This window comes from Pseudoflavonifractor capillosus, assembly GCF_016899775.1.
Taxonomy (GTDB): Bacteria; Bacillota; Clostridia; order Oscillospirales; family Oscillospiraceae; genus Lawsonibacter.
In genome coordinates, this window is record NZ_JACJJE010000054.1 from 1 (window position 1) to 19,439 (window position 19,439).

A 19,439-nucleotide genomic window follows, 5' to 3' on the forward strand; every position below is an offset into this window, starting at 1 on the left:
AGATGTGTATAAGAGACAGGCGGAGAATACAGACAAATCCGTCCCCCTGAATAGGATAACCCCTTGTCAGGGTCAGGTGGAGGAGGCGGCGGAACCGGCTAAACAAGTTGCATATCCTGTGGAAAACTCTGTGGAAAAAGTGGAAAACATCCGCGCAGCAGAGACAATTTCCCCGGAACCCGTACCGGAGCGGGAGACGGTGCCCCCCTCCCCTGCCCCGCCGGAGCCGGCAGCAGAACCGGAAGCGGAGCCGGAACCGGAGGTCCTCCCCTGGCGGCTGGCCGGGGAGGTGCTGAACACCTACATCATCGTGGAGCAGGGGGACAAGGTCCTGTTCATCGACAAGCACGCCGCCCATGAGCGGATGAACTTTGACCGGATGAAGGCGGCGGGGTACGACCCCATGGCTCAGACCCTCCTCTCCCCCATGGTGTGCCGCCTGGCCCCGGAGGAACAGGCAGCCCTGCTCTCCCACCTCCCCCTGCTGGAGGAGTTCGGCTTCGGGGTGGAGGACTTCGGCGGCGGGGCCCTGGTGGTCCGCCAGGCCCCCTTCGACGTGGACCCGGGGGACATCGAGGCCACCCTCACCGAGATCGCCCAGAAGCTGCTCACCACCGGCACCGCCGACCCCGGCGCCGCCCGGGACGAGCTTCTGCACACCATGGCCTGCAAGGCGGCCATCAAAGGGGGCTGGAAGACCAGCCCCCGGGAGCTGGAGCGGGTGGCCCAGGCGGTCATGTCGGGCCAAGTCAAGTACTGTCCACACGGCCGCCCGGTGGCCATCGAGCTCACCCGGCAGCAGCTGGAGAAGCAGTTCAAGCGCAGCTGAGCGGAAGGAGGAACCTCCATGAGCTGGAATGAATGTCTGTATTGGTACGCACAGGACCGGGACGGGACTTATTTTGGCCTGAAAAAAGAGGAGAACGAGGGCGCTCTGCTGCTGGAGGACCCCAAGGGCCCCATCCTGATCTGCGTGCAGGTGACCTACAGCGGCCAGTATGGTACGCACCGGGATGTGACCGTCAGGACACGGGCTGAGCTGGAGCGCCCCTATGCCCTGTCCATTAAAAAACAGAGCTCCCTGCGGGGAGGCGTCAACAGGGTGCTGGGCGGCCTGGAACGGGGCGCCCAGGCGCTGGGACGAAAGACGGAGCTCACCCCGGATTACGGGGTCCCAGAGCTGGCCGACGACCGGGGCATCAAGACCAACGAGCCGGAGTTCACCCGGTGGGTGCTCCAGAGCCGGGAGCTGAAGGAACTTCTGGCAGCTTGGCCGGATTTCCGGCTCCAGGTGGGGCCCATGGGTCCGGTGGGAACGGCCCATTTGGTGGAGGCCAGGGTGACGCTGGAACAGGATGAGATGGCGGACGCTCTGTTTGATCAATTTGGGACGGAGCGGTACGAGCGGGCAAACTACCAGGCCAGCGGCTTCCAGGAACAGCTGGACGCCCTGGTGGAGCTGGCCAAAGCCGCCCGGGACGCGGTGACCGCCTGGCCTATGCCCATGAAGACGCCGTAACGGGGGCAGCCGGCCCTATTTCAGCACCCCTTGCAGCTTTCCGGGAAACTATAACCGTGAGAACCCCATTCCGCGCAGCGCCGCGACCAGCATACCCAGAGCAAGCCTGGCCTATCCGGCCACTGCACAAACGGATTCCCAAGCGCCCCGCCGGTGCGGCGGAGGAAAAGGAGGAATCTCCCATGAAGGGTAGAGAGAAGCGCATTTTCAGCGGAACCAACAGCCGGCCCGCGGCCGGATGGAGAGGGGGCGGGGCGGAATGAACTGGAACGACAGCCTCTATTGGTACTGGCGGGAGCGGGGCGGAGAGTTGTTCTCCTCCATGGTCTGGAGGGACAGCGGCATCCTCTTTCTGGACATGCCCATGGGCCCGGCGCTTATCCAATGCGAGCTGGTGCCGGGGCGCAGCGGGATGCTCCACCGGGAGATCGCCATTACCCTCCGGGCTAGCATGGAACACCCCTACTATCTGACTGTCCGGCGGGAGCGCTTCTCCGGCCGGGAGGATGAGGAGTCCGGCGTGTTCGAGCTGTCCGTCCGCCGGAACATCCGTAGCAGCGACCCGGCGCGCACCCCCTACCTGCTCCAGAACCGGCGGCTCCAGGAGCTGCTGCGGGCGGAGCCGGGGGCCTGGATTCAGATTAACCCCATTCAGGAGGGGGCGCTGGCCCATCTGGTGAGCGTCCGGAAGGACGCGGAGCACCTGGAGGAGTCGGTGGACTCCAAGGGCCGGGCCGCCGGCCGGGACGTGCCCAACCAGCGCAAGCTGTACGCCGAGAGCGGCTTCCGGGAGCAGATGGACGGCCTGGTGGAGATGGCCCAGACCGCACGGGACTGGGCCAGTCTGTGGCCCAGAGGGCACAGGCCGCCGGATGGAATGCAGGGAGGAAGCACATGAGCTGGAACGAGTATCTGTATTGGTACGCCCAGGACCGGGGCGGCGTATTCTTCGGCACAGAGAAGGGCGGCAAGGAGGGGCTGCTGTTTCTGGAGGACCCGGAGGAGCGCATCCATCTGGTGGAGGCCCAGGTGAGCATGGAACAGGAGGTGTCCATGCGGGACGAGGTGTTCGGTCTCTTTGAGGAGATGGACCAGGAGGCCCGGCGGAAGGAGTATGAGGACTGCGGCTTCCCCCGGCAGCTGGACGCCCTGGTGGAGCTGGCCAGGGCCGCCCGGGATGCGGTGACCGCATGGCCTATGCCCATAAAGACGCGGTAACCCGAAGGCGGGCGGCCCAGTGTGCCGCCCCTGCGAGTGGGAGGAATCCTCTGGGGCGGGCGGGTGAGGACACCCGCCCCTACGGCGTATCCGAAAGTGCGTTTGATCTTTTGTAGGGCCCGATGCCCCCATCGGGCCGTTTCCGGGCGGCCCAGTGTGCCGCCCCTGCGAGTGGGAGGAATCCTCTGGGGCGGGCGGGTGAGGACACCCGCCCCTACGGCGTATCCGAAGGTGCGTTTGATCTTATGTAGGGCCCGATGCCCCCATCGGGCCGTTTCCGGGCGGCCCAGATGTGCCGCCCCTACGGTTGGAAACGGACCGGGCGTGTTGGTTCGGCAAACTCAGGCGCAGGCATGGAACCGCACCAGCGGCAATTTTTGCAAACCCAGGGCCCAGTGGCCCGGCGGGAATTTAGGCACTTACTCAGATTTTGCGCGCCGGAAATGTTTTGCTTGACCAAAGGGGTAACCCCCGTAACGGGGGTCCGGGGAAAGGCGACTATGAGCACGAAGTGCTCATCTGGAGCCGTCCCCGGCGGCGTTTTGGTTACTTTGCCGCCGCGGGCAAAGTAACCCGCCCCGCAGGGCGGAACCTTCCCCCCAGGGGGAAGGCAGGATTAAAGAGCGGCCGGCAAAATCCCCCCAAAAAAATTTACACCTCTCCCCTAGAATTTTCCCACAGGCGGTGATACAATGCCTTCTAAAAAAATACTGGTGATCGTGGGCCCCACCGCCTCGGGCAAGACCCGGATGGCGGTGGAGCTGGCCAAGGCCCACAACGGCGAGGTGGTGTCCGCCGACTCCATGCAGATCTACCGCCGCATGGACATCGGCACCGCCAAGCCCACGGCGGAGGAGATGGACGGCGTTCCCCACCACATGATCGACGTGGCCGACCCGGAGGAGGACTTCTCGGTGGCCCGGTATGTGGAGATGGCCTCCGCCTGTGTGGACGACATCTTCTCCCGGGGGAAGCTGCCCATCGTGGCCGGCGGGACCGGCCTGTATGTGGACTCCCTCCTGTCCGGGCGGACCTTTGCCGCCTTCTCCCCCGACAGCTCTCTGCGGAAGGAGCTGGAGGCGGAGCTGGCGGAGCGGGGCGGGGAAGCCATGCTGTCGGAGCTCTCCCGGGTGGACCCGGAGGCCGCCGCGCGCCTCCACCCCAACGACCATAAGCGCATCGTCCGGGCCCTGGAGGTGTACCGCTCCACCGGAAAGACCATCTCAGAGCACAACCGGGAGACCCGGGCCCTCCCGCCCCGGTATGAGGCCCTCACCATCGGTCTCAATTTCCAGGACCGGGCGGACCTGTGGGCGCGCATCGACGCTCGGGTGGATCAGATGGCCGCCGACGGGCTGGAGCGGGAGGTGCGGGAGCTGCTCTCCTCCGGCCTGTCCCCCCGCTGCACCGCCATGCAGGCCATCGGCTATAAGGAGTTTGTGGCGGCGGTGGAGGGGACCATGACCTGGCGGGAGGCGGAGGAGCTGGTGAAGCTCCGCTCCCGGCAGTACGCCAAGCGGCAGCTCACCTGGTTCCGGCGTAATCCGGAGGTCCACTGGCTGCTCTGGGAGAAAAATCCAAATTTTGGGAACGCCCGACAGCGTTCGACGGAACTTTTGGAGGAATTTGGGTTAGGATAGAGGCACTTCCGGCGCGGAGACAAAGACGCGCCAACAGAAAAAGGAGTGCTTACATATGCAGAAGACCAACAACCTCCAGGAGATTTTCCTCACCCAGGTCCGCCGGGAGCACCGGAGCGTCACCATGTTCCTGATGAACGGCTTTCAGATGCGGGGCTATGTCACCGGATTTGACGCTTTCACTGTGATCCTGACCACCGACGGCAAACAGCAGGTGGTCTACAAACACGCCATCTCCACCATCGTCCCTGAGCGGCCGGTCCCCCTGGGCCCGAGCGGCGGGGAGGACCAGGGGGAGGAGCGCTAGACTTCTCCGGGGGAGCCCGGAACAGAAAGAGAGAAGGGCCCATGAAGCAAGGCAAACCACTCATCACATTTGTCATCGTTCTGCTGGCGGCCGCCCTGGGCTGCTACATCCTCTACTCGGTCTGGCGGACCTTTGAGGACCCCTTCACCACCACCTACGCCTATGAGTATGAGCTCAATGACAGCGTGGAGACGGAGGGGCTGATCGTCCGTTCCGAGCAGGTGCTCACCGGGGGCACGGGTATCATCGACGTGACCCGGGGCGAGGGAGAGCAGGTGGGTATCGGCCAGACGGTGGCCATGGTGTACCGGGACGACCAGGCCCAGCAGGCCCAGGAGCAGCAGGAGTCCCTGGCCATGGAGATCACCCAGCTGCGCTATGCCATCGGCCAGGGGGGCGGCGTGAACTCGGTGGCGGAGATCGACCAGGGGATCTTTCAGACCCTGGTGGACCTGCGGGGCTCCTCCGCCCAGAATGATTTCAGCGACCTGGAGGACCGGGTGCTGGAGATCAAAGGGAGCGTGCTGCGCCGGGAGTACTCCTATGGGGCCGAGTTGACGGAGGAGGACCTGACAAACCGCCTCAGCGAGCTCACGGCCGAGTACAGCGCCCTCCAGAGCCAGACCTACAACGCCGTGACCCAGATCACCGCCCCCCAGGCGGGCACCTTCTCCGCCCTGGTGGACGGGTACGAGACCCTGGTCAGCCCGGAATCGGTCCTTCAGCTCACCCCCTCCGGGCTGCGGGAGCTGATGAATATGAGTCCCAGCGGGGAGGACTCCGCGGCGGGCAAGCTGATCCTGTCCAAGGACTGGTACTTCGCCGCCGTTGTCACCCAGGAGGAAGGGGAGCGGCTGGACGAGCTGCCGGTGCCCTCCGGGCAGGACTATGCGACGGTCACGCTGCGCTTTGCCAGCGACTTCACCCGGGACATCCCCGCAAAGGTGGTCCAGGTGAGTGAGGCGGAGGATGGACAGGCGGTGGTGGTGCTGTCCGCCAACCGCTATCTGGAGCAGACCACCCTGCTGCGCCGGCAGACGGCGGAGATCATCTTTGACAGTCAGAGCGGCCTGCGGGTGCCCAAGGCCGCCGTGCGCATTCAGACCAGCACCCAGACCGACGAGGAGACCGGCGAGACCACCGAGATCAACACCACCGGCGTGTACACCGTGGTGGCCGGACAGATGGAGTTCAAGCCGGTGAATATTCTGGCGGAGGGCAGCGACTTCTATGTGGTCGAGCCCGCCCAGGAGAGCAGCCGCTCCCTGCGCAGCGGGGACGAGATCGTGGTTCAGGGCACCGGCCTGTACGACGGGAAGCTGGTGCAGCAGGACTGACCGCCCCATATTTGGACCGGAATTTATAACAACACCCCAGAGGGAGAGCGTTTCAGCTTCCATCCTCTGGGGTGTTTTTCTGTTTCATGCGGCAGCGGGGTTACAAGAGGGCGGCCACCTTTTGTGCCGCGCCGTCCGAGCCCTTCAGCCCAAGCATGGGGACGGAGATCCCCGCCGCCTCCAGCCGCTGAGCGATGGCCTCCATAAAAGCGCCCCGGCCCTCCACCTCCCGGTCAAAATCCGAGGTGGTCTCCACTCCGCAGTTGGGGGAGCGGTTGGCCCCCACGATGCCCAGGACCTGAAAGCCGTGTTTGTGATACTCCTGCACCTGCTCCGCCACCAGATCGGCCAGGGCCTCCCGCTTCTGCCGGGGGCCGTCCTTTTCCATGGCCCGGCGGATGCGGGTGTTCTCCTCCACCACCGGGCGCTCCGCACCGTGGACGTCCCCCCGGTCCAGCCCCAGACAGCACAGCTCCGGACAGGGCATCTGGACGATGCCCACCTCCCGGTCCAGCAGAAGCTGAACGAGTTCCCGAAAGGCGGCGGGACAGACGGCGGTGCCGTCGGAGATGGCGTTCTGGTTCAGGAGACAGTGGGCCAGAAAAATCACTTTTTTGCTGCGGCCGTCGGTGAACATTAAGCATTTCTCCTTTTTGAGAGAGTTTCGCCGCCCCTTTTTTAAGCCTTCCCCCAGGGGGAAGGCTTAAGAGCCGCAGGCGGCGAAAACCCCTGCGATTTAAAAATCAGCTCTCCTGCAAATCCTGTTTCAGCTCCGCCAGCAGATTCAGAGCTTCGATGGGGGACAAAATGTTCACATCGGTCATCCGCAGCTTGCTGAGAACGGTCTGTCCCCCCAGATCCATGAGGGAAACCTGCTCCTGAGGGGCATTCTGCATTCTGCACTCTGCATTCTGCATTCCACCTCCCCCCGCCTCCAGCTCCTCCAGGATGGCCCGGGCCCGTTTGATGACCCGGTCGGGCACCCCGGCCAGCTTGGCCACCTCGATGCCGTAGCTCTGGTCGGCCCCGCCCCGGACGATTTTCCGCAGGAAGATCAGATCGTTCCCCCGCTTTTTGGCGGCGATGTTGTAGTTCTTCACCCCGGGGATCTCCCCCTCCAGCACGGTGAGCTCGTGGTAGTGGGTGGCGAACAGGGTCTTGCAGCCCAGGCGCTTTGGGTCGGCGCAGTACTCCAGCACCGCCCGGGCGATGGCCATACCGTCGTAGGTGGAGGTGCCCCGGCCGATCTCGTCCAGGATGAGCAGGGACTTTTTTGTAGCGTTTTTCAGCAGCTGGGCCACCTCGGTCATCTCCACCATGAAGGTGGACGCTCCGGCGGACAGGTCGTCGCTGGCCCCGATGCGGGTGAACACCCGGTCCACGATGCCGATGTGGGCGCTCTGGGCGGGGACAAAGGAGCCCATCTGGGCCATGAGGACGATGAGGGCCACCTGTCGCATGTAGGTGGACTTGCCCGCCATGTTGGGGCCGGTGATGATGGCGCACAGGTCGTCCCCGCTGTCCATGTGGGTGTCGTTGGGGACGAAGGGGGTCCCTTTGAGCACCTTCTCCACCACCGGGTGCCGCCCCTCGGTGATCTGGAGCACCGAGGAGTTATCCACCAGGGGCATGCAGTAGCCATTGGCGGCGGCCACGGCGGCGAAGGAGGTGAGCACGTCCACCTGGGCCACCGCCGCCGCGGAGGACTGGACCTGTGCCACATGGGCGCACACGGTGTCCTTCAGCTCGCAGAACAGCTGGTACTCCAGGGCGGTGACCTGGTCCTGGGCGGAGAGGATGGTGTGCTCCAGCTCCTTGAGCTCCTGGGAGATGTACCGCTCGGCGTTGACGGTGGTCTGCTTGCGCACCCAGTCCTGGGGCACCAGGCTGATCTGGGACTTGGCCACCTCGATGTAGTAGCCGAACACCTTGTTGTACCGGACCTTCATGTTCTTGATGCCCGTCTGCTCCTTGGTGCGGGTCTCCAGGTCGGCCACCAGCTCGGCCCCGTGGTTAATGACATTCCAGAGCCGGTCCACCTCTGGGCTGTAGCCCTCCCGGATGAACTTGCCCTCCCGCACGGAGAAGGGGGGCTCGTCCACCAGGGCCCGCTGCAAAAGCTCCCGCACCTCCGGCAGGTCGTCCAGCTCCCCCCGGAGGGACTGGAGCAGCGCGGAGGAGCAGCCCTCCAGCAGCTCCCGGATGCGGGGCAGCTTCCCCAGGCCGTTGGCCAGGGCCACCAGATCCCGCCCTCCGGCGGAGCCGTACACCACCCGGCCGATGAGCCGCTCCAGGTCGGTGACCTCCTTCAGGGTCATCACCAGCTCCTCCCGGGTGATGATGTCCTCGTACAGGTCGCTCACCGCCTGCTGGCGGCGGCCGATCTGCACCGGGGACAGGAGGGGCCGCTCGATCCAGCCCCGGAGCAGCCGCCCGCCCATGGCGGTCTTGGTCCGGTCCAGCACCCACAGCAGAGACCCCTTCTTCTCCTTGGAGCGCATGGTGCCGGTGAGCTCCAGGGTCTGCCGGGCGGTGAGGTCCAGCTCCATGAACTGGCCCGTGGTGTAGTAGGAGAAGGCGGCGATGTGGCTTAAATCGGTCTTTTGGGTCTCGTACAGATAGGTGAGCAGGCCTCCTGCCGCCTGTACGGCGGCCCGGTCCCCCTCGGGGATGGAGTCCAGCCCCGCCTGGAACTGCTTCTGGACCAGGGGCAGGGCGGCGTCGTAGCGGAAGCGCCCCTCTCCCCCGTTCTCACACATGCAGTCCAGCTTGTCCCTCAAAAAGTCGGTGAGCCCGTCCAGATGGTAGGCCCCGTCGGACAGCACCGCCTCGGTGGGGTGGAACCGGCCCAGCTCGTTCTCCAGGTGGCTCCGGGCCTCCTCCCCGGTGGGGAAGGAGGTGCCGAACACCTCTCCGGTGGACAGGTCGCACAGACACAGGCCGATGGCGGCGGAGTCGGCGTAGACGGCGCACAAGAAGTTGTTCTTCCCCTCCTCCAGCATGGAGGCGGACATGACGGTGCCCGGGGTGATCACCCGGACGATGTCCCGGTCCACCAGGCCCTTGGCGGTGGCCGGGTCCTCGGTCTGCTCGCAGATGGCCACCTTGTACCCCTTGGCGATGAGCCGGGCGATGTAGCTGTCGCAGGAGTGGTAGGGCACCCCGCACATGGGGGTGCGCTCCTCCGGGGGCTTGCTCCGGTCCCGGGTGGTGAGGGTCAGGTCCAGCTCCTTGGAGGCCAGCTTGGCGTCGTCAAAGAACATCTCATAGAAATCACCCAGCCGGAAAAATAAAATGGAGTCCGGGTTGCGGTCCTTCATCTCCAGATACTGCTTCATCATGGGGGTCATCTCTGCCATGGGGTCACCATCTTTCTTTCTTTGGAATTGACAATGAACAATTGAAAATGGACAATTTTAAGGGGATTTCGCCGCCTGCGGGCGGCGGGAGAGTTCCGCCCTGCGGGGCGGGTTACTTTCCCAGCGATGGGAAAGTAACCAAAGGATCGCCGGGGGACGCCGCAGAGGCGAACTTCGTTCGCCAATGACGGCTTACCCCCGGTCCCCCGTTACGGGGGTTACCCCTTGGGTTGGGCAGAACATTTCCGGCGCGCAAAATCTGAGTGACGTTCTAAATTTCCGCCGGGCCACTGGGCCCTGGGTGTGCGGAAAATTATGGCGGATGCGGTTCCACCGCCGCGCCTGGACCTGCCGAGCCAACGGTACCGGTCCGATTTCCGCCGTAGGGGCGGCCCCATGTGGCCGCCCGTCCCAGGGAGGCTGCCTATGTAGGGCGGGGGCTCGCCCCCGCCGCCGTCGAGGCGTCTGCCGCCTCTGTAGGGCGCGGCCTCCCGGACGCGCCGCCCGGTCACCCGCAAAACGTCGTAGGGGCGGCTATCAGCCGCCCGCCGCAATTCACGGTGTATCAGTCCGCCCGGCCAGATAGTCGATGGACACACCGTAAAAATCGGCCATGCGGATCAGGGTAGACAGTGTGGGTTCCCGCTCGCCGCTTTCGTAATATTGATACGTGCGGCTTCCCAGTTTCAATCCTTTTGCCGCAGCATTTTGAGACAGTTTTTTCTGGGTCCGCAGGTCTAAAAGACGTTGAGAAAAGAGAGACACCAAACCACCTCTTGACATTGCACAAACGTGCGGATATAATAAATAAAAACTCGCACGAATGTGCGATATACGTTAGGAGGAACTTTCTATGACCGACCTGCAAAGGGCCCTATATCAATTCGCCCAGGAGAATCGGGTCTATTCTCTCCTGCACACAGAACAGCAGACGCTCTGGGAGGGAGAAAAGCTGGTCCAGGAGGCCCGGGCGGGGCTGCGCGCCCTGGGGGATGAGGCCGCGGGTCTGGCGGAGAAGATGGAGGACGGGATGCTCCTGGGTTTCTCCGTCGAACAGGAGGCGGTCTTTCTGGCGGGATTGGCCATCGGGCTGGAGCTGGGGCGGGGGTAGGTTTTGCGTCACCCCCGGCCCGACAGCGGAGCGGGCGGCCCAGTGTGCCGCCCCTACGATACAGCCAGATCCTGGACGGGCGGGTCTTGGACCCGCCCCTACGGCATAAGACGTACCTGTACCGTTTGTTCGGCAAAGCCAGGCGCACCAACGGGACCGCACCAGTTTCAATTTTTGCAAAGGCCAGGGCCCAGTGGCCCGACGGGAATTTAGACCCGCCACTCAGATTTTGCGCGCCGGAAATTTTTTGCCAAGCCGAAGGGGTAACCCCCGTAATGGGGTCCGGGGAAAGGTGACTATGAGCACGAAGTGCTCATCGGAGCCGTCCCCGGTGGCGTTTTGCCTACTTTGCCGCCATGGGCAAAGTAGGTCGCCGCCCGCAGGCGGCGAAACTACCCTGCGTACTAGGAACCCAATCTAAAACCTGCCCCCTCATCCGCCCCAGTGTGCGCACTGGGGCACCTTCCCCCCAGGGGGAAGGCTTAGGAGAGACAGCGGCGAAACCTCCTCTGCAAAATAAATTACGCCATCTCTCCAAACAGGGACCATTTATTGGCGTCTGTAATCTTCACCTGCACAAACTGTCCGATCACATCGGGATTCCCGGTGAGCCGCACCAGCCGGTTGCCCGGGGTGCGGGCGGAGAGGGGGTACCGGCTGTCGCCGCTCTCCCCGTCCACCAGACAGCGCATGGTCTTGCCGATGTAAGCGGCGTGCTTTTCCTCGGAAATGGAGTCCTGGAGGGCCACCAGGCGGTTGAAGTTGGCCAGCTTCTCCTCCCTGGACATGGGGTCGTCCATCTTGGCGGCAGGGGTGCCCACCCGAGGGGAGTAGATGAAGGTGAACAGGGCGTCGAAGCGTACCTCCTCCAGCACCTTCAGGGTGTCCTCAAACTCGGGGGTGGTCTCCCCGGGGAAGCCCACAATCACGTCGGAAGTGAGCACAATGTCGGGAATCAGGGCGCGCAGGGCGCGGATTTTGTCCAGATACTGAGCAATGGTATGCTTCCGGTTCATCACCTTCAGCACCCGGTCGTTCCCCGCCTGGAAGGGCAGGTGGAGCACCGGGGCCACTTTTTCGCACCGGGCCATGGTCTCAAAGAGCTTCTGGGTGGCGTCCTTGGGGTGGGAGGTCATAAACCGGCTGAGGAAGTCCCCGGGAACGGCATTCACCTGCTCCAGCAGGTCGGCGAAGTCCATGGGTTCCTCCAGGTCCTTGCCGTAGGAGTTCACGTTCTGTCCCAGCAGGGTGATGTCCTTGTAGCCCTCGGCCACCAGTTCCCGCACCTCGTTCAAAATGTCCTCCGGCTTCCGGGAGCGCTCCCGGCCCCGGACATAGGGGACGATGCAGTAAGAGCAGAAGTTGTTGCACCCGTACATGATGGACACCCAGGCCTTCACCTTGTCCTGGCGCACCACCGGGATGCCCTCGGCGATGGAGCCGGCCTCGTCGGGGATCTGGAAGATGCGGCCCCGGCTGGTGAGCAGGGTGTGGATAAACTCGGGGAACTTCCACAGCACGTGGGGGCCGAACACCAGGTCCACGTGGCGGAAGGACTGCTTGATTTTGTCGGCCACGTGCTGCTCCTGGGCCATGCAGCCGCACACGCAGATGATCTGGTCCGGGTGGCGGCGCTTCACGTGGACCAGGGCCCCCAGGTTGCCCAGCACCCGCTGCTCGGCGTGCTCCCGGATGGCGCAGGTGTTCAGGACGATGATCTGGGCCTCCTCCTCTTGGTCGGTGAAGCCGTAGCCCATCTGGCTTAAATAGCCCCGGATGCGCTCGGAGTCGGCCTCGTTCTGCTGGCAGCCGTAGGTGTCTACAAAGGCCAGGGGCGGCTGAGGCCGGGCGGCGTTGATTTGGGCAATCTCCCGGCAAAAAGAAAGCTGGCGGTCGATGTCCGCCTGCGGGATGGTGGTGGTAATCCGTTCCATGTGGTCCTCCCAGGGTGGATTTTTGGTCTGCCGTTCCGGGCATACTCCCCCAAAAGGGGCGGCGGGGCAGACAACTGTAGCATTTTATTGTAGCATTTTTTTGCCCCGGGCACAAGAGCGGGGACGGATCTCTCCGGGGAAAATCTCCGATGGGACCCGGGCTCCGCCGGGATTTTGAAAACTTTTTGTAAATGTTTTCCCATTTGTCCCCGGAAGGCCGGGACAGGGCGGGGGGCCGGATTGCCTTTTCAGGGCCGGAGTGCTAAAATAAAGTATTCCGGGGAGCGGGTCTGTTCCGCCCCGGCGCTCACTTGAGACAGACAGAAGGGAGCATCCACATGCGAAAGCTGGTCATTGAAAAAGCGGCTGTCCGGGCCAACATGGCGGTGGTTCGGAAGCGGGCGGCGGGGGCCGCCCTGTACGGCGTTCTCACCGGAGACGGCGGCGGAGCCGGCCTGGTCCCCCTGGCCCGGATGCTCCGGGACGAGGGGGTGGGCCGCTTTGCCGTGGGCAGCGTGGAGGAGGCCCAAGAGCTGCGGGAGGCCGGCTTTGTGGACGAGGAGATCCTCATGCTCCGGGCCACCGTGGACCGGGAGGAGCTGGAGCGGCTGGTGGATCTGAACGTGGTGTGCACCATCTCTTCGGTGGACACCGGCCTGGCCCTGAACGCGGTGGCGGAAAACCGCTCCACCGTGGCCGAGGCCCACATCCAGGTGGACACGGGGATGGGCTTCGGCGGCTTCCTGGTGGGGGAGCCGGAGAAGATCCTCCTGGCCTACCGCTCCCTGCCCAATGTGGCTCTGTCCGGCATCTATACCCAGCTCCACACCAGTCCAAAAGGCAGCGAGCAGGAGGTATCCGCCCAGCTCAAGCAGTTCCACCAGGTGCTGGACGCCATCCATGCCGCCGGGTTCGAGACCGGGCTGGTCCACGCCGCCGGCTCCTACGCCCTCATGCACTTTGACGCCGCCCGGCTGGACGCGGTGCGGGCCGGGTCCGTTCTGCTGGGCCGGTGCCGCCGCACCCAGGGGGACGGCCTGACCGTGGTGGGGTATGGAGAGGCCCCCCTGGCCGAGGTGCGCTGGCTCCCCAAGGGGCATACGGTGGGGTCGGACAAGCTGGTCACCCTGAAAAAGCCCACCCGGGTGGCGGTGCTGCCTGTGGGCTATCAGAACGGCTTTGGGGTGGAGCGCCCCCGGGCCTCCGGCTTCTGGGCCCTGTGGCGCTGGTGGCGGCAGAGCCGCCAGCGCACCGTGCGCATTGGAAACCAGCGGGCGCGGATCATCGGGAGCATCGGCGCCACCGAGACCATTCTGAACGTCACCGACGTGAAGTGCTCCGCCGGAGACGTGGCCACCTTTGACCTGGACCCCCTGTACGCCAGAGGGGTTCACATTGAATACCGCTGACCTTACCGCAGAATCGCCGCTGTGTGTAGGGGCGGATAGTATCCGCCCGCAGAATGGCCGCGCCGGCCGGCGGGCAGCTGATAGCTGCCCCTACAAAATTCAAACACGACAGTGCGGCTTCCTCAGAGAGATCCCGCGATTTCCAGACAATACAACAAAGGTTGTGAAACCACATGAACGATTTGCCCTTTCAGCCGCTGCTGTTCGGCGGCGACATCAACGTATACAGCGTGGCCCGGGCCTTCCACGAGGCCTATGGGGTGAGGAGCATCGCCTACGGCAAGTACCCCTCCTTCCCCTGCCACGGGAGCGCCATCATTGACTACCGGGTGTGCCCGGACAACGAGAGCGCCGACGCCTTCCGCCGCAACGCCAAGGCGGTGGCGGAGGAGTTCCCGGACAAGACCATCCTCCTGCTGGGCTGCGGGGACAGCTATGTGCAGCTGGCCGCCCACTGCAAGGACCAGCTGCCCGCCAACGTGATCGCCCCCTACATCGACGGGGCCCTGCTGGACACCCTCATCAACAAGGAGAAGTTCTACCAGCTGTGCGACCGGTACGGGGTGGACCACCCGGCCACCTTCATCTACGACAAGTCCATGGGCCACGACTTCTCCCTGCCCTTCGGCCCCCCCTATATTGCCAAGCCCGCCGACAGCGTGGCCTACTGGGCCACCGGGGTCCATGCCCTGGCCAAGGTGTACATCTGTCAGACCTGGGAGGAGCTGCTCTCCGCCCTGGACCAGGTGTATGAGGCGGGATACCCCGACCACATGGTTTTGCAGGAGTTTATCCCCGGGGACGACACCTATATGCGGGTCTTGACCAACTACTCCGACCGGAATGGACAGGTGAAGCTCATGTGTTTGGGCCACGTGCTCCTGGAGGAGCACTCCCCCCACGGCATCGGCAACCATGCGGTTATCCTCACCGAGCACGACGAGGAGCTCTCCCTGAAGATCAAGTCCATGCTGGACGACCTGCACTTCACCGGCTTCTCCAACTTCGACATCAAGTACGACCAGCGGGACGGGAAGTACAAGGCCTTCGAGATCAACTGCCGCCAGGGCCGCAGCAACTACTATGTCACCGGCTCCGGCCACAACATCGCCAAGCTGGTGGTGGAGGACCGGGTGGAGCACAAGGACCTGCCCTTTGTCATCACCCAGGACAAGTCCCTGTGGCGGATGGTACCCAAGAACGTGGCCTTCGGCTTCACCCCCAAGCGCTACCATAAGGAGATGAAGGAGCTCATCCGGGCGGGAAAGGACTCCCACTCCCTGGTGTACGACCAGGACTCCTCCTTCCGCCGCTGGCTGCGGGTGCTGAAAAATCATCTGGGGAATATGAAGCGGTTCAAGCAGTACAACAAAAAACCGGTGGATTAAGTATTTTGCAGGGGGAATTTCGCCGCTCCCCCCCATTAAAGCCTTCCCCCTGGGGGGAAGGTGGCTGGCCGAAGGCCAGACGGATGAGGGGGCGATGACAGAGCGGTTTCGTTTCTTGCAGGGGGAGTTTCGCCGCCTGCGGGCGGCGAGTGACTTTTTGGACGCCCAAAAAGTCACCAAAAAAGCGCCAGGGGGCGGGCGCAATCGGCGGTTCGGCAACGCCTCCCGCCTCCATGTCGCCCGTCCCCTAGAACCCCCATTACGGGGGTCACCCCTTGAGCCGGGCAGAAAAGTTCCGGCGCGTAAAATCTGAGTGGCTGGTCTGAATTCCCGCCGGGCCACTTCGTCGTCGCGGATTTCGTATCCCTCGCTTCGCCCGGACCGGGCAAAGCTCGCTCACTCCATCGCTCCTCCTCTCCAACGCAAACCCGCTACGCTGGGCTTTGCGTTGGGGGCCGCCTTCGGCGGCCTGTTGGACGGAAAATTTCGAATGGTGCGGTTCAAAAACTGCGCCTGGCTTTGACGAGCCAACGCTACCGGCCCGTTCCCGCCGTAGGGGCGGCCTTTGGCCGCCCGCGGGCCGGTCTGGGACCGGCCCCTACGGAAAGACCGGAAAGTTTCCCATATTTCGTAGGGGCGGCACACTGGGCCGCCCGGGAACGGCCCGATGGGGGCATCGGGCCCTACAAAAGATCAAACGCACCTTCGGATACGCCGTAGGGGCGGGTGCCCTCACCCGCCCGCCGGTCCCCTGAGCCAAACTTGAGCCCCACCCACTCAAAAGGCGCGCTTTCCACCGATAGAAGAAACACCCAAAGGTTACCGGACCCTCAGCGGCAGCGGTAATAGAAGGGAGACCAGTCAGCTGAGCCACCCGCGCCTTTGCAATCATTGCTGAGGCAGCCTAATTGGCGGCCCCCGTAAAATGGGGGTCCAGGGGGCGGGCGAATATGGGCACGTGAGTGCCCATCCTGAGCCTGCCCCTTGGTGCCTCTTTGGTTACTTTCTGGGCACATCCAGAAAGTAACCCGCCCCGCGGGGCGGAACCTCCCGCCGCCGGGCGGCGAAATCCCCCGCTGAAAAAGGAAGGTGACCCCATTGCTCCGCCGCTACATCGACCGCATCTACCTGCGCGAGCCCGTCCCGGCGGACAGCTACCTCTCCGCCCTCCCGGCGGTGCGGGCCCTGGGGGACCGGGAGCACCCCCTCCTCTTTCCCGCCGACGTGACCTTTCTGGTGGGAGAGAACGGCACGGGCAAGTCCACCCTGCTGGAGGCCGTGGCTGTGGCCTGCGGCTTCAACGCCGAGGGGGGCACCCGGAACTTTGACTTCTCCACCCGAGCCACCCACTCTCCCCTCCATGAGTACCTCACCGTGGGGAGGACGGCCTATCCCCGGGACGGCTTCTTCCTCCGGGCGGAGAGCTTTTACAACGTGGCCACCAACATCGACGAGATGGACGAGGCCCCCAGCTTTGGCCCCCGCCTCATCGACAGCTACGGCGGGGTGTCCCTTCACGACCAGTCCCACGGGGAGAGTTTCCTCGCTCTGGTGGAGCACCGCTTCGGGGGGAACGGCCTCTACCTCCTGGACGAGCCGGAGGCCGCCCTCTCCCCCACTCGGATGATGTCCCTGCTGGTGCTCCTGCGCAATCTGGTGAAGAAGCACTCCCAGTTCATTATCGCCACCCACTCCCCCATTTTGATGGCCTACCCGGGGGCGTGCATCTATCAGCTCTCCCAGGACGGCATTGACCGGGTGGCCTACCGGGACACGGAGCACTATCAGCTCACCCGGCGGTTTTTAGAAGCCCCGGAGCGGATGATTGACCTGCTGTTCCGGGAAGAATAGGACCGACACAGAAACTGAGAGGAGGGACGCCTATGCGTCCGCCGAACTCAATTTCCGCCCTGTGTGCCATGACATTTGGACTCCTGGGCGCCGCCTTCGTGGCGATCGGCACGCTGTACGGATGTCTGGGCGTCTCCATCCGGGGGGCGGCCTCGTCCTGGGCCTTCCTGCCCATTGGGGTGGTGTGCCTGCTCATCGGTCTGGTGTGCGCTCTGGTAGTCCGGCGGCGCAGGCGGGAGGGGCGGCTCCGGTCTGCCGGAATTGCCGTGCCCGGCACCATCGTTCAGGTGCGCCGCCACATTTTCATCCGCTGGGAGCGGGAGAGCTTCTCCAGCTGGCCAGGCAGAAACTCCCCATGGAGCGTCCGGTGCACCTATGAGTATGAGGGCCGCACCTACGGGGTGGACAGCGGCCTTCTATGGAAGGAACCCGCCCCGGGGCTCCAGCACCCCACCGTCTATGTGGACCACACCCACCCCAAGCGGGCCTGGGTGGATCTGGATACCGTTGTCCTGCTGGCGTAGCTGGACGCGGGCGGGTGAGGACGCCCGTCCCTACGAAATGCGGAAATCTTCCGGCTTTGCCGTAGGGGCCGACGACCTCGGCGGCCCGCGGGCGGCCCTGTGTGCCGCCCCTACAGACCGGGCGCGTTGGTTCGGTAAACTCAGGCGCAGGCGTGGAACCGCGTCGGCTGCAATTTTTGCACACCCAGGGCCCGGTGGCCCGGATTGAATGGCGAAAAGGCACTCAGATTTTGCGCGCCGGAAGGATTCTGCCTGCTCCAAGGGGTAACCCCCGTAATGGGGGTCCTAGGGGGGCGGCGAATATGGACACGAAGTGTCCATCCTGAGCCGTCCCCCTAGCGGTTCTTTGGTGACTTTCTGGCCGTCCAGAAAGTCACTCGCCGCCGGAGCGGCGAAACTCCCTGTGTATAACAAACCCATTCCGAAACTTGCCCCCTCATCCGTCACGGCTTCGCCGTGCCACCTTCCCCCCAGGGGGAAGGCTTTTTAAGGGGAGCGCCCCTCATCCGCCTCGCTTTCGCTCGGCACCCTCCCCCGGGAAAGGGGAAGGCAAAAAAGAGGCGGAAGCAGTCTCTCCCCAATGAAAAAAAGAAGGAGCTCGGTACTATGTCAGATTACCGTCTCGGCGTTCTGGGCGGCATGGGCCCCCAGGCCACCAACACCTTTTACCAGTATATCATCGACCGCACGGCGGCCCGCACCGACCAGGAGCACATCTCCATGCTGATCTTCTCCGACAACGAGGTCCCCGACCGCACGGCGGCGATCTTGTCCGGGGATGTGGACCCGGTGTACGACCGCCTGCTGTACGGCGCCAAGCTGCTGGAGCAGGGGGGCTGTACCGCCATCGCGGTGCCCTGCAACACCGCCCACTACTTCCTGGACAAGGTGCAGGAGCAGATCTCCATCCCCATCCTCCACATGGTGCGGGAGGCCTGTCAGGTCCTGGCCAGCCGGGGCTGCCACTATCCCGGCGTGCTGGGTACCGACGGCACGATACAGACGGGCATTTACCAGAAGGAACTCATCGCCCTGGGCATGGAGCCCAGAGTTCCCTCCCCCGAGGCCCAGAAAAAAGTCATGTCTCTCATCTACGACGACATCAAGGCGGGCAAGGCGGGGGACCCGGAGAAGTTCGCCGTGGTCCACCAGGATCTGGAGGAGCAGGGGTGCGACTGCGCCATCCTGGCCTGCACCGAGCTGTCTGTCTTCTCCAGCCAGCACCACCTGCCCCCCTTCTACCTGGACGCCATGGCGGTACTGGCCGAGCGGTCCATCCAGGCCTGCCACGGCCGGCTCCAGCATATTTTTACCAAGTAAATACCGGAAGGAGGTCTCCCCATGTCCCAAGGCCCCATCCCCATTGACCCCCGCCTGCTGGGGGCGGTAAAGCGCGCCCTGGGGCGGATGCCCGCCGTCCCCTATGACCTGACCCAGGTGAAGGTGCTGGACAACTTCTATAGCCCCGTGGACCCCTACTGGGACAATGTGCCGGAGGGCTTTGTCCTCTCCCCTGGGGAGTTCTCCGCCGTTGGGCGCATGGAGAAGCTGCGCCAGCTGTCCGTGGTCCTATCCAGCAGGAACCAGACCTTAGGCATGGGGGACTTCTCCTGGCTGCCCCAGTGCAAAAATTTACAGCACCTGGACCTGGCCCTGACCAACTTTTCCGACTGTGCCCTGCTGCTCCAGCTGCCCGCTCTGAAGACGGTGCGTCTGCCCGGGCGGGAGCAGCTGGTCCATTTGGAGGCCCTGGACGCCCTGCCCCAGTCGGTGAAGGTGCGGATGGACCTGACCCCCTACCCCTCCGGTTGGAGGGTGAGCTTCCAGCAGGGGGTCTCGGTC

The 19,439-nt window shown here is 64.1% G+C and carries 18 protein-coding genes; 14 read left to right on the forward strand and 4 right to left on the reverse strand.

Annotated elements, in window-relative coordinates:
* Positions 1-130: 130 nt before the first annotated feature.
* From H6B31_RS17315 to H6B31_RS13675, 7 genes are all read left to right on the forward strand, one after another.
* On the forward strand, positions 131-829 hold the full coding sequence (locus tag H6B31_RS17315) for a DNA mismatch repair MutL family protein (RefSeq protein WP_346014087.1): 699 nt from the start codon (positions 131-133) through the stop codon (positions 827-829).
* An 18-nt stretch (positions 830-847) separates the two neighbouring features.
* The gene (locus H6B31_RS13650; protein ID WP_204899007.1) at positions 848-1,519 is read left to right on the forward strand and encodes a hypothetical protein; all 672 of its coding nucleotides are present in this window, start codon (positions 848-850) and stop codon (positions 1,517-1,519) included.
* 259 nt (positions 1,520-1,778) lie between these two features.
* Positions 1,779-2,417: a hypothetical protein gene (locus tag H6B31_RS13655; RefSeq protein ID WP_204899008.1), complete on the forward strand. Its 639-nt coding sequence runs from the start codon at positions 1,779-1,781 to the stop codon at positions 2,415-2,417.
* Positions 2,414-2,737, forward strand: coding sequence for a hypothetical protein (locus tag H6B31_RS13660; RefSeq protein ID WP_204899009.1), 324 nt, complete (start codon positions 2,414-2,416; stop codon positions 2,735-2,737). Before H6B31_RS13655 ends, H6B31_RS13660 begins: the two co-directional genes overlap by 4 nt.
* Positions 2,738-3,429: 692 nt before the next feature.
* Positions 3,430-4,377 carry a tRNA (adenosine(37)-N6)-dimethylallyltransferase MiaA gene (gene miaA / locus H6B31_RS13665; RefSeq protein WP_204899010.1) on the forward strand — a complete coding sequence of 316 codons (948 nt, stop codon included), beginning with the start codon at positions 3,430-3,432 and terminating at the stop codon, positions 4,375-4,377.
* Between the two features lie 55 nt (positions 4,378-4,432).
* The gene (gene hfq, locus H6B31_RS13670) at positions 4,433-4,684 is read left to right on the forward strand and encodes an RNA chaperone Hfq (RefSeq protein ID WP_191436685.1); all 252 of its coding nucleotides are present in this window, start codon (positions 4,433-4,435) and stop codon (positions 4,682-4,684) included.
* A 41-nt stretch (positions 4,685-4,725) separates the two neighbouring features.
* Positions 4,726-6,021 carry a biotin/lipoyl attachment domain-containing protein gene (locus tag H6B31_RS13675; RefSeq protein ID WP_204899011.1) on the forward strand — a complete coding sequence of 432 codons (1,296 nt, stop codon included), beginning with the start codon at positions 4,726-4,728 and terminating at the stop codon, positions 6,019-6,021.
* A 100-nt stretch (positions 6,022-6,121) separates the two neighbouring features.
* Here the strand turns inward: H6B31_RS13675 and H6B31_RS13680 are convergent, their stop codons facing one another.
* From H6B31_RS13680 to H6B31_RS13690, 3 genes are all read right to left on the reverse strand, one after another.
* Positions 6,122-6,658 carry a CD3072 family TudS-related putative desulfidase gene (locus H6B31_RS13680; RefSeq protein WP_204899012.1) on the reverse strand — a complete coding sequence of 179 codons (537 nt, stop codon included), beginning with the start codon at positions 6,656-6,658 and terminating at the stop codon, positions 6,122-6,124.
* 106 nt (positions 6,659-6,764) lie between these two features.
* Positions 6,765-9,380: a DNA mismatch repair protein MutS gene (mutS, locus tag H6B31_RS13685; protein ID WP_204899013.1), complete on the reverse strand. Its 2,616-nt coding sequence runs from the start codon at positions 9,378-9,380 to the stop codon at positions 6,765-6,767.
* A gap of 555 nt (positions 9,381-9,935) precedes the next feature.
* Complete coding sequence (locus H6B31_RS13690; protein WP_207752346.1) at positions 9,936-10,163, reverse strand: helix-turn-helix domain-containing protein; 228 nt, start codon at positions 10,161-10,163, stop codon at positions 9,936-9,938.
* A 70-nt stretch (positions 10,164-10,233) separates the two neighbouring features.
* Here H6B31_RS13690 and H6B31_RS13695 point away from each other — a divergent pair, with 70 nt between their 5' ends.
* Positions 10,234-10,491 carry a hypothetical protein gene (locus tag H6B31_RS13695; protein ID WP_204899014.1) on the forward strand — a complete coding sequence of 86 codons (258 nt, stop codon included), beginning with the start codon at positions 10,234-10,236 and terminating at the stop codon, positions 10,489-10,491.
* Positions 10,492-11,012: 521 nt separating this feature from the next.
* On the opposite strand, the gene miaB is transcribed toward H6B31_RS13695, so the two are convergent.
* Positions 11,013-12,425, reverse strand: coding sequence for a tRNA (N6-isopentenyl adenosine(37)-C2)-methylthiotransferase MiaB (miaB, locus tag H6B31_RS13700; protein ID WP_204899015.1), 1,413 nt, complete (start codon positions 12,423-12,425; stop codon positions 11,013-11,015).
* Positions 12,426-12,736: 311 nt separating this feature from the next.
* Between miaB and H6B31_RS13705 the strand changes: the two genes are divergently transcribed.
* The 6 genes from H6B31_RS13705 to H6B31_RS13730 form a co-directional block, all read left to right on the forward strand.
* On the forward strand, positions 12,737-13,834 hold the full coding sequence (locus tag H6B31_RS13705; RefSeq protein WP_243419059.1) for an alanine racemase: 1,098 nt from the start codon (positions 12,737-12,739) through the stop codon (positions 13,832-13,834).
* A 173-nt stretch (positions 13,835-14,007) separates the two neighbouring features.
* Positions 14,008-15,222, forward strand: a complete 1,215-nt coding sequence (locus H6B31_RS13710; protein ID WP_204899016.1) for a carboxylate--amine ligase — start codon at positions 14,008-14,010, stop codon at positions 15,220-15,222.
* Between the two features lie 1,098 nt (positions 15,223-16,320).
* Positions 16,321-17,073: an AAA family ATPase gene (locus tag H6B31_RS13715; protein ID WP_204899021.1), complete on the forward strand. Its 753-nt coding sequence runs from the start codon at positions 16,321-16,323 to the stop codon at positions 17,071-17,073.
* 32 nt (positions 17,074-17,105) lie between these two features.
* The gene (locus H6B31_RS13720; protein WP_204899017.1) at positions 17,106-17,597 is read left to right on the forward strand and encodes a DUF3592 domain-containing protein; all 492 of its coding nucleotides are present in this window, start codon (positions 17,106-17,108) and stop codon (positions 17,595-17,597) included.
* Between the two features lie 606 nt (positions 17,598-18,203).
* Positions 18,204-18,917 (forward strand): cysteate racemase, encoded by a 714-nt coding sequence (cuyB, locus tag H6B31_RS13725; RefSeq protein ID WP_204899018.1) that lies wholly within the window; start codon positions 18,204-18,206, stop codon positions 18,915-18,917.
* A 21-nt stretch (positions 18,918-18,938) separates the two neighbouring features.
* On the forward strand, positions 18,939-19,439 hold a 501-nt coding region (locus tag H6B31_RS13730), incomplete at its 3' end, for a leucine-rich repeat domain-containing protein (protein ID WP_204899019.1).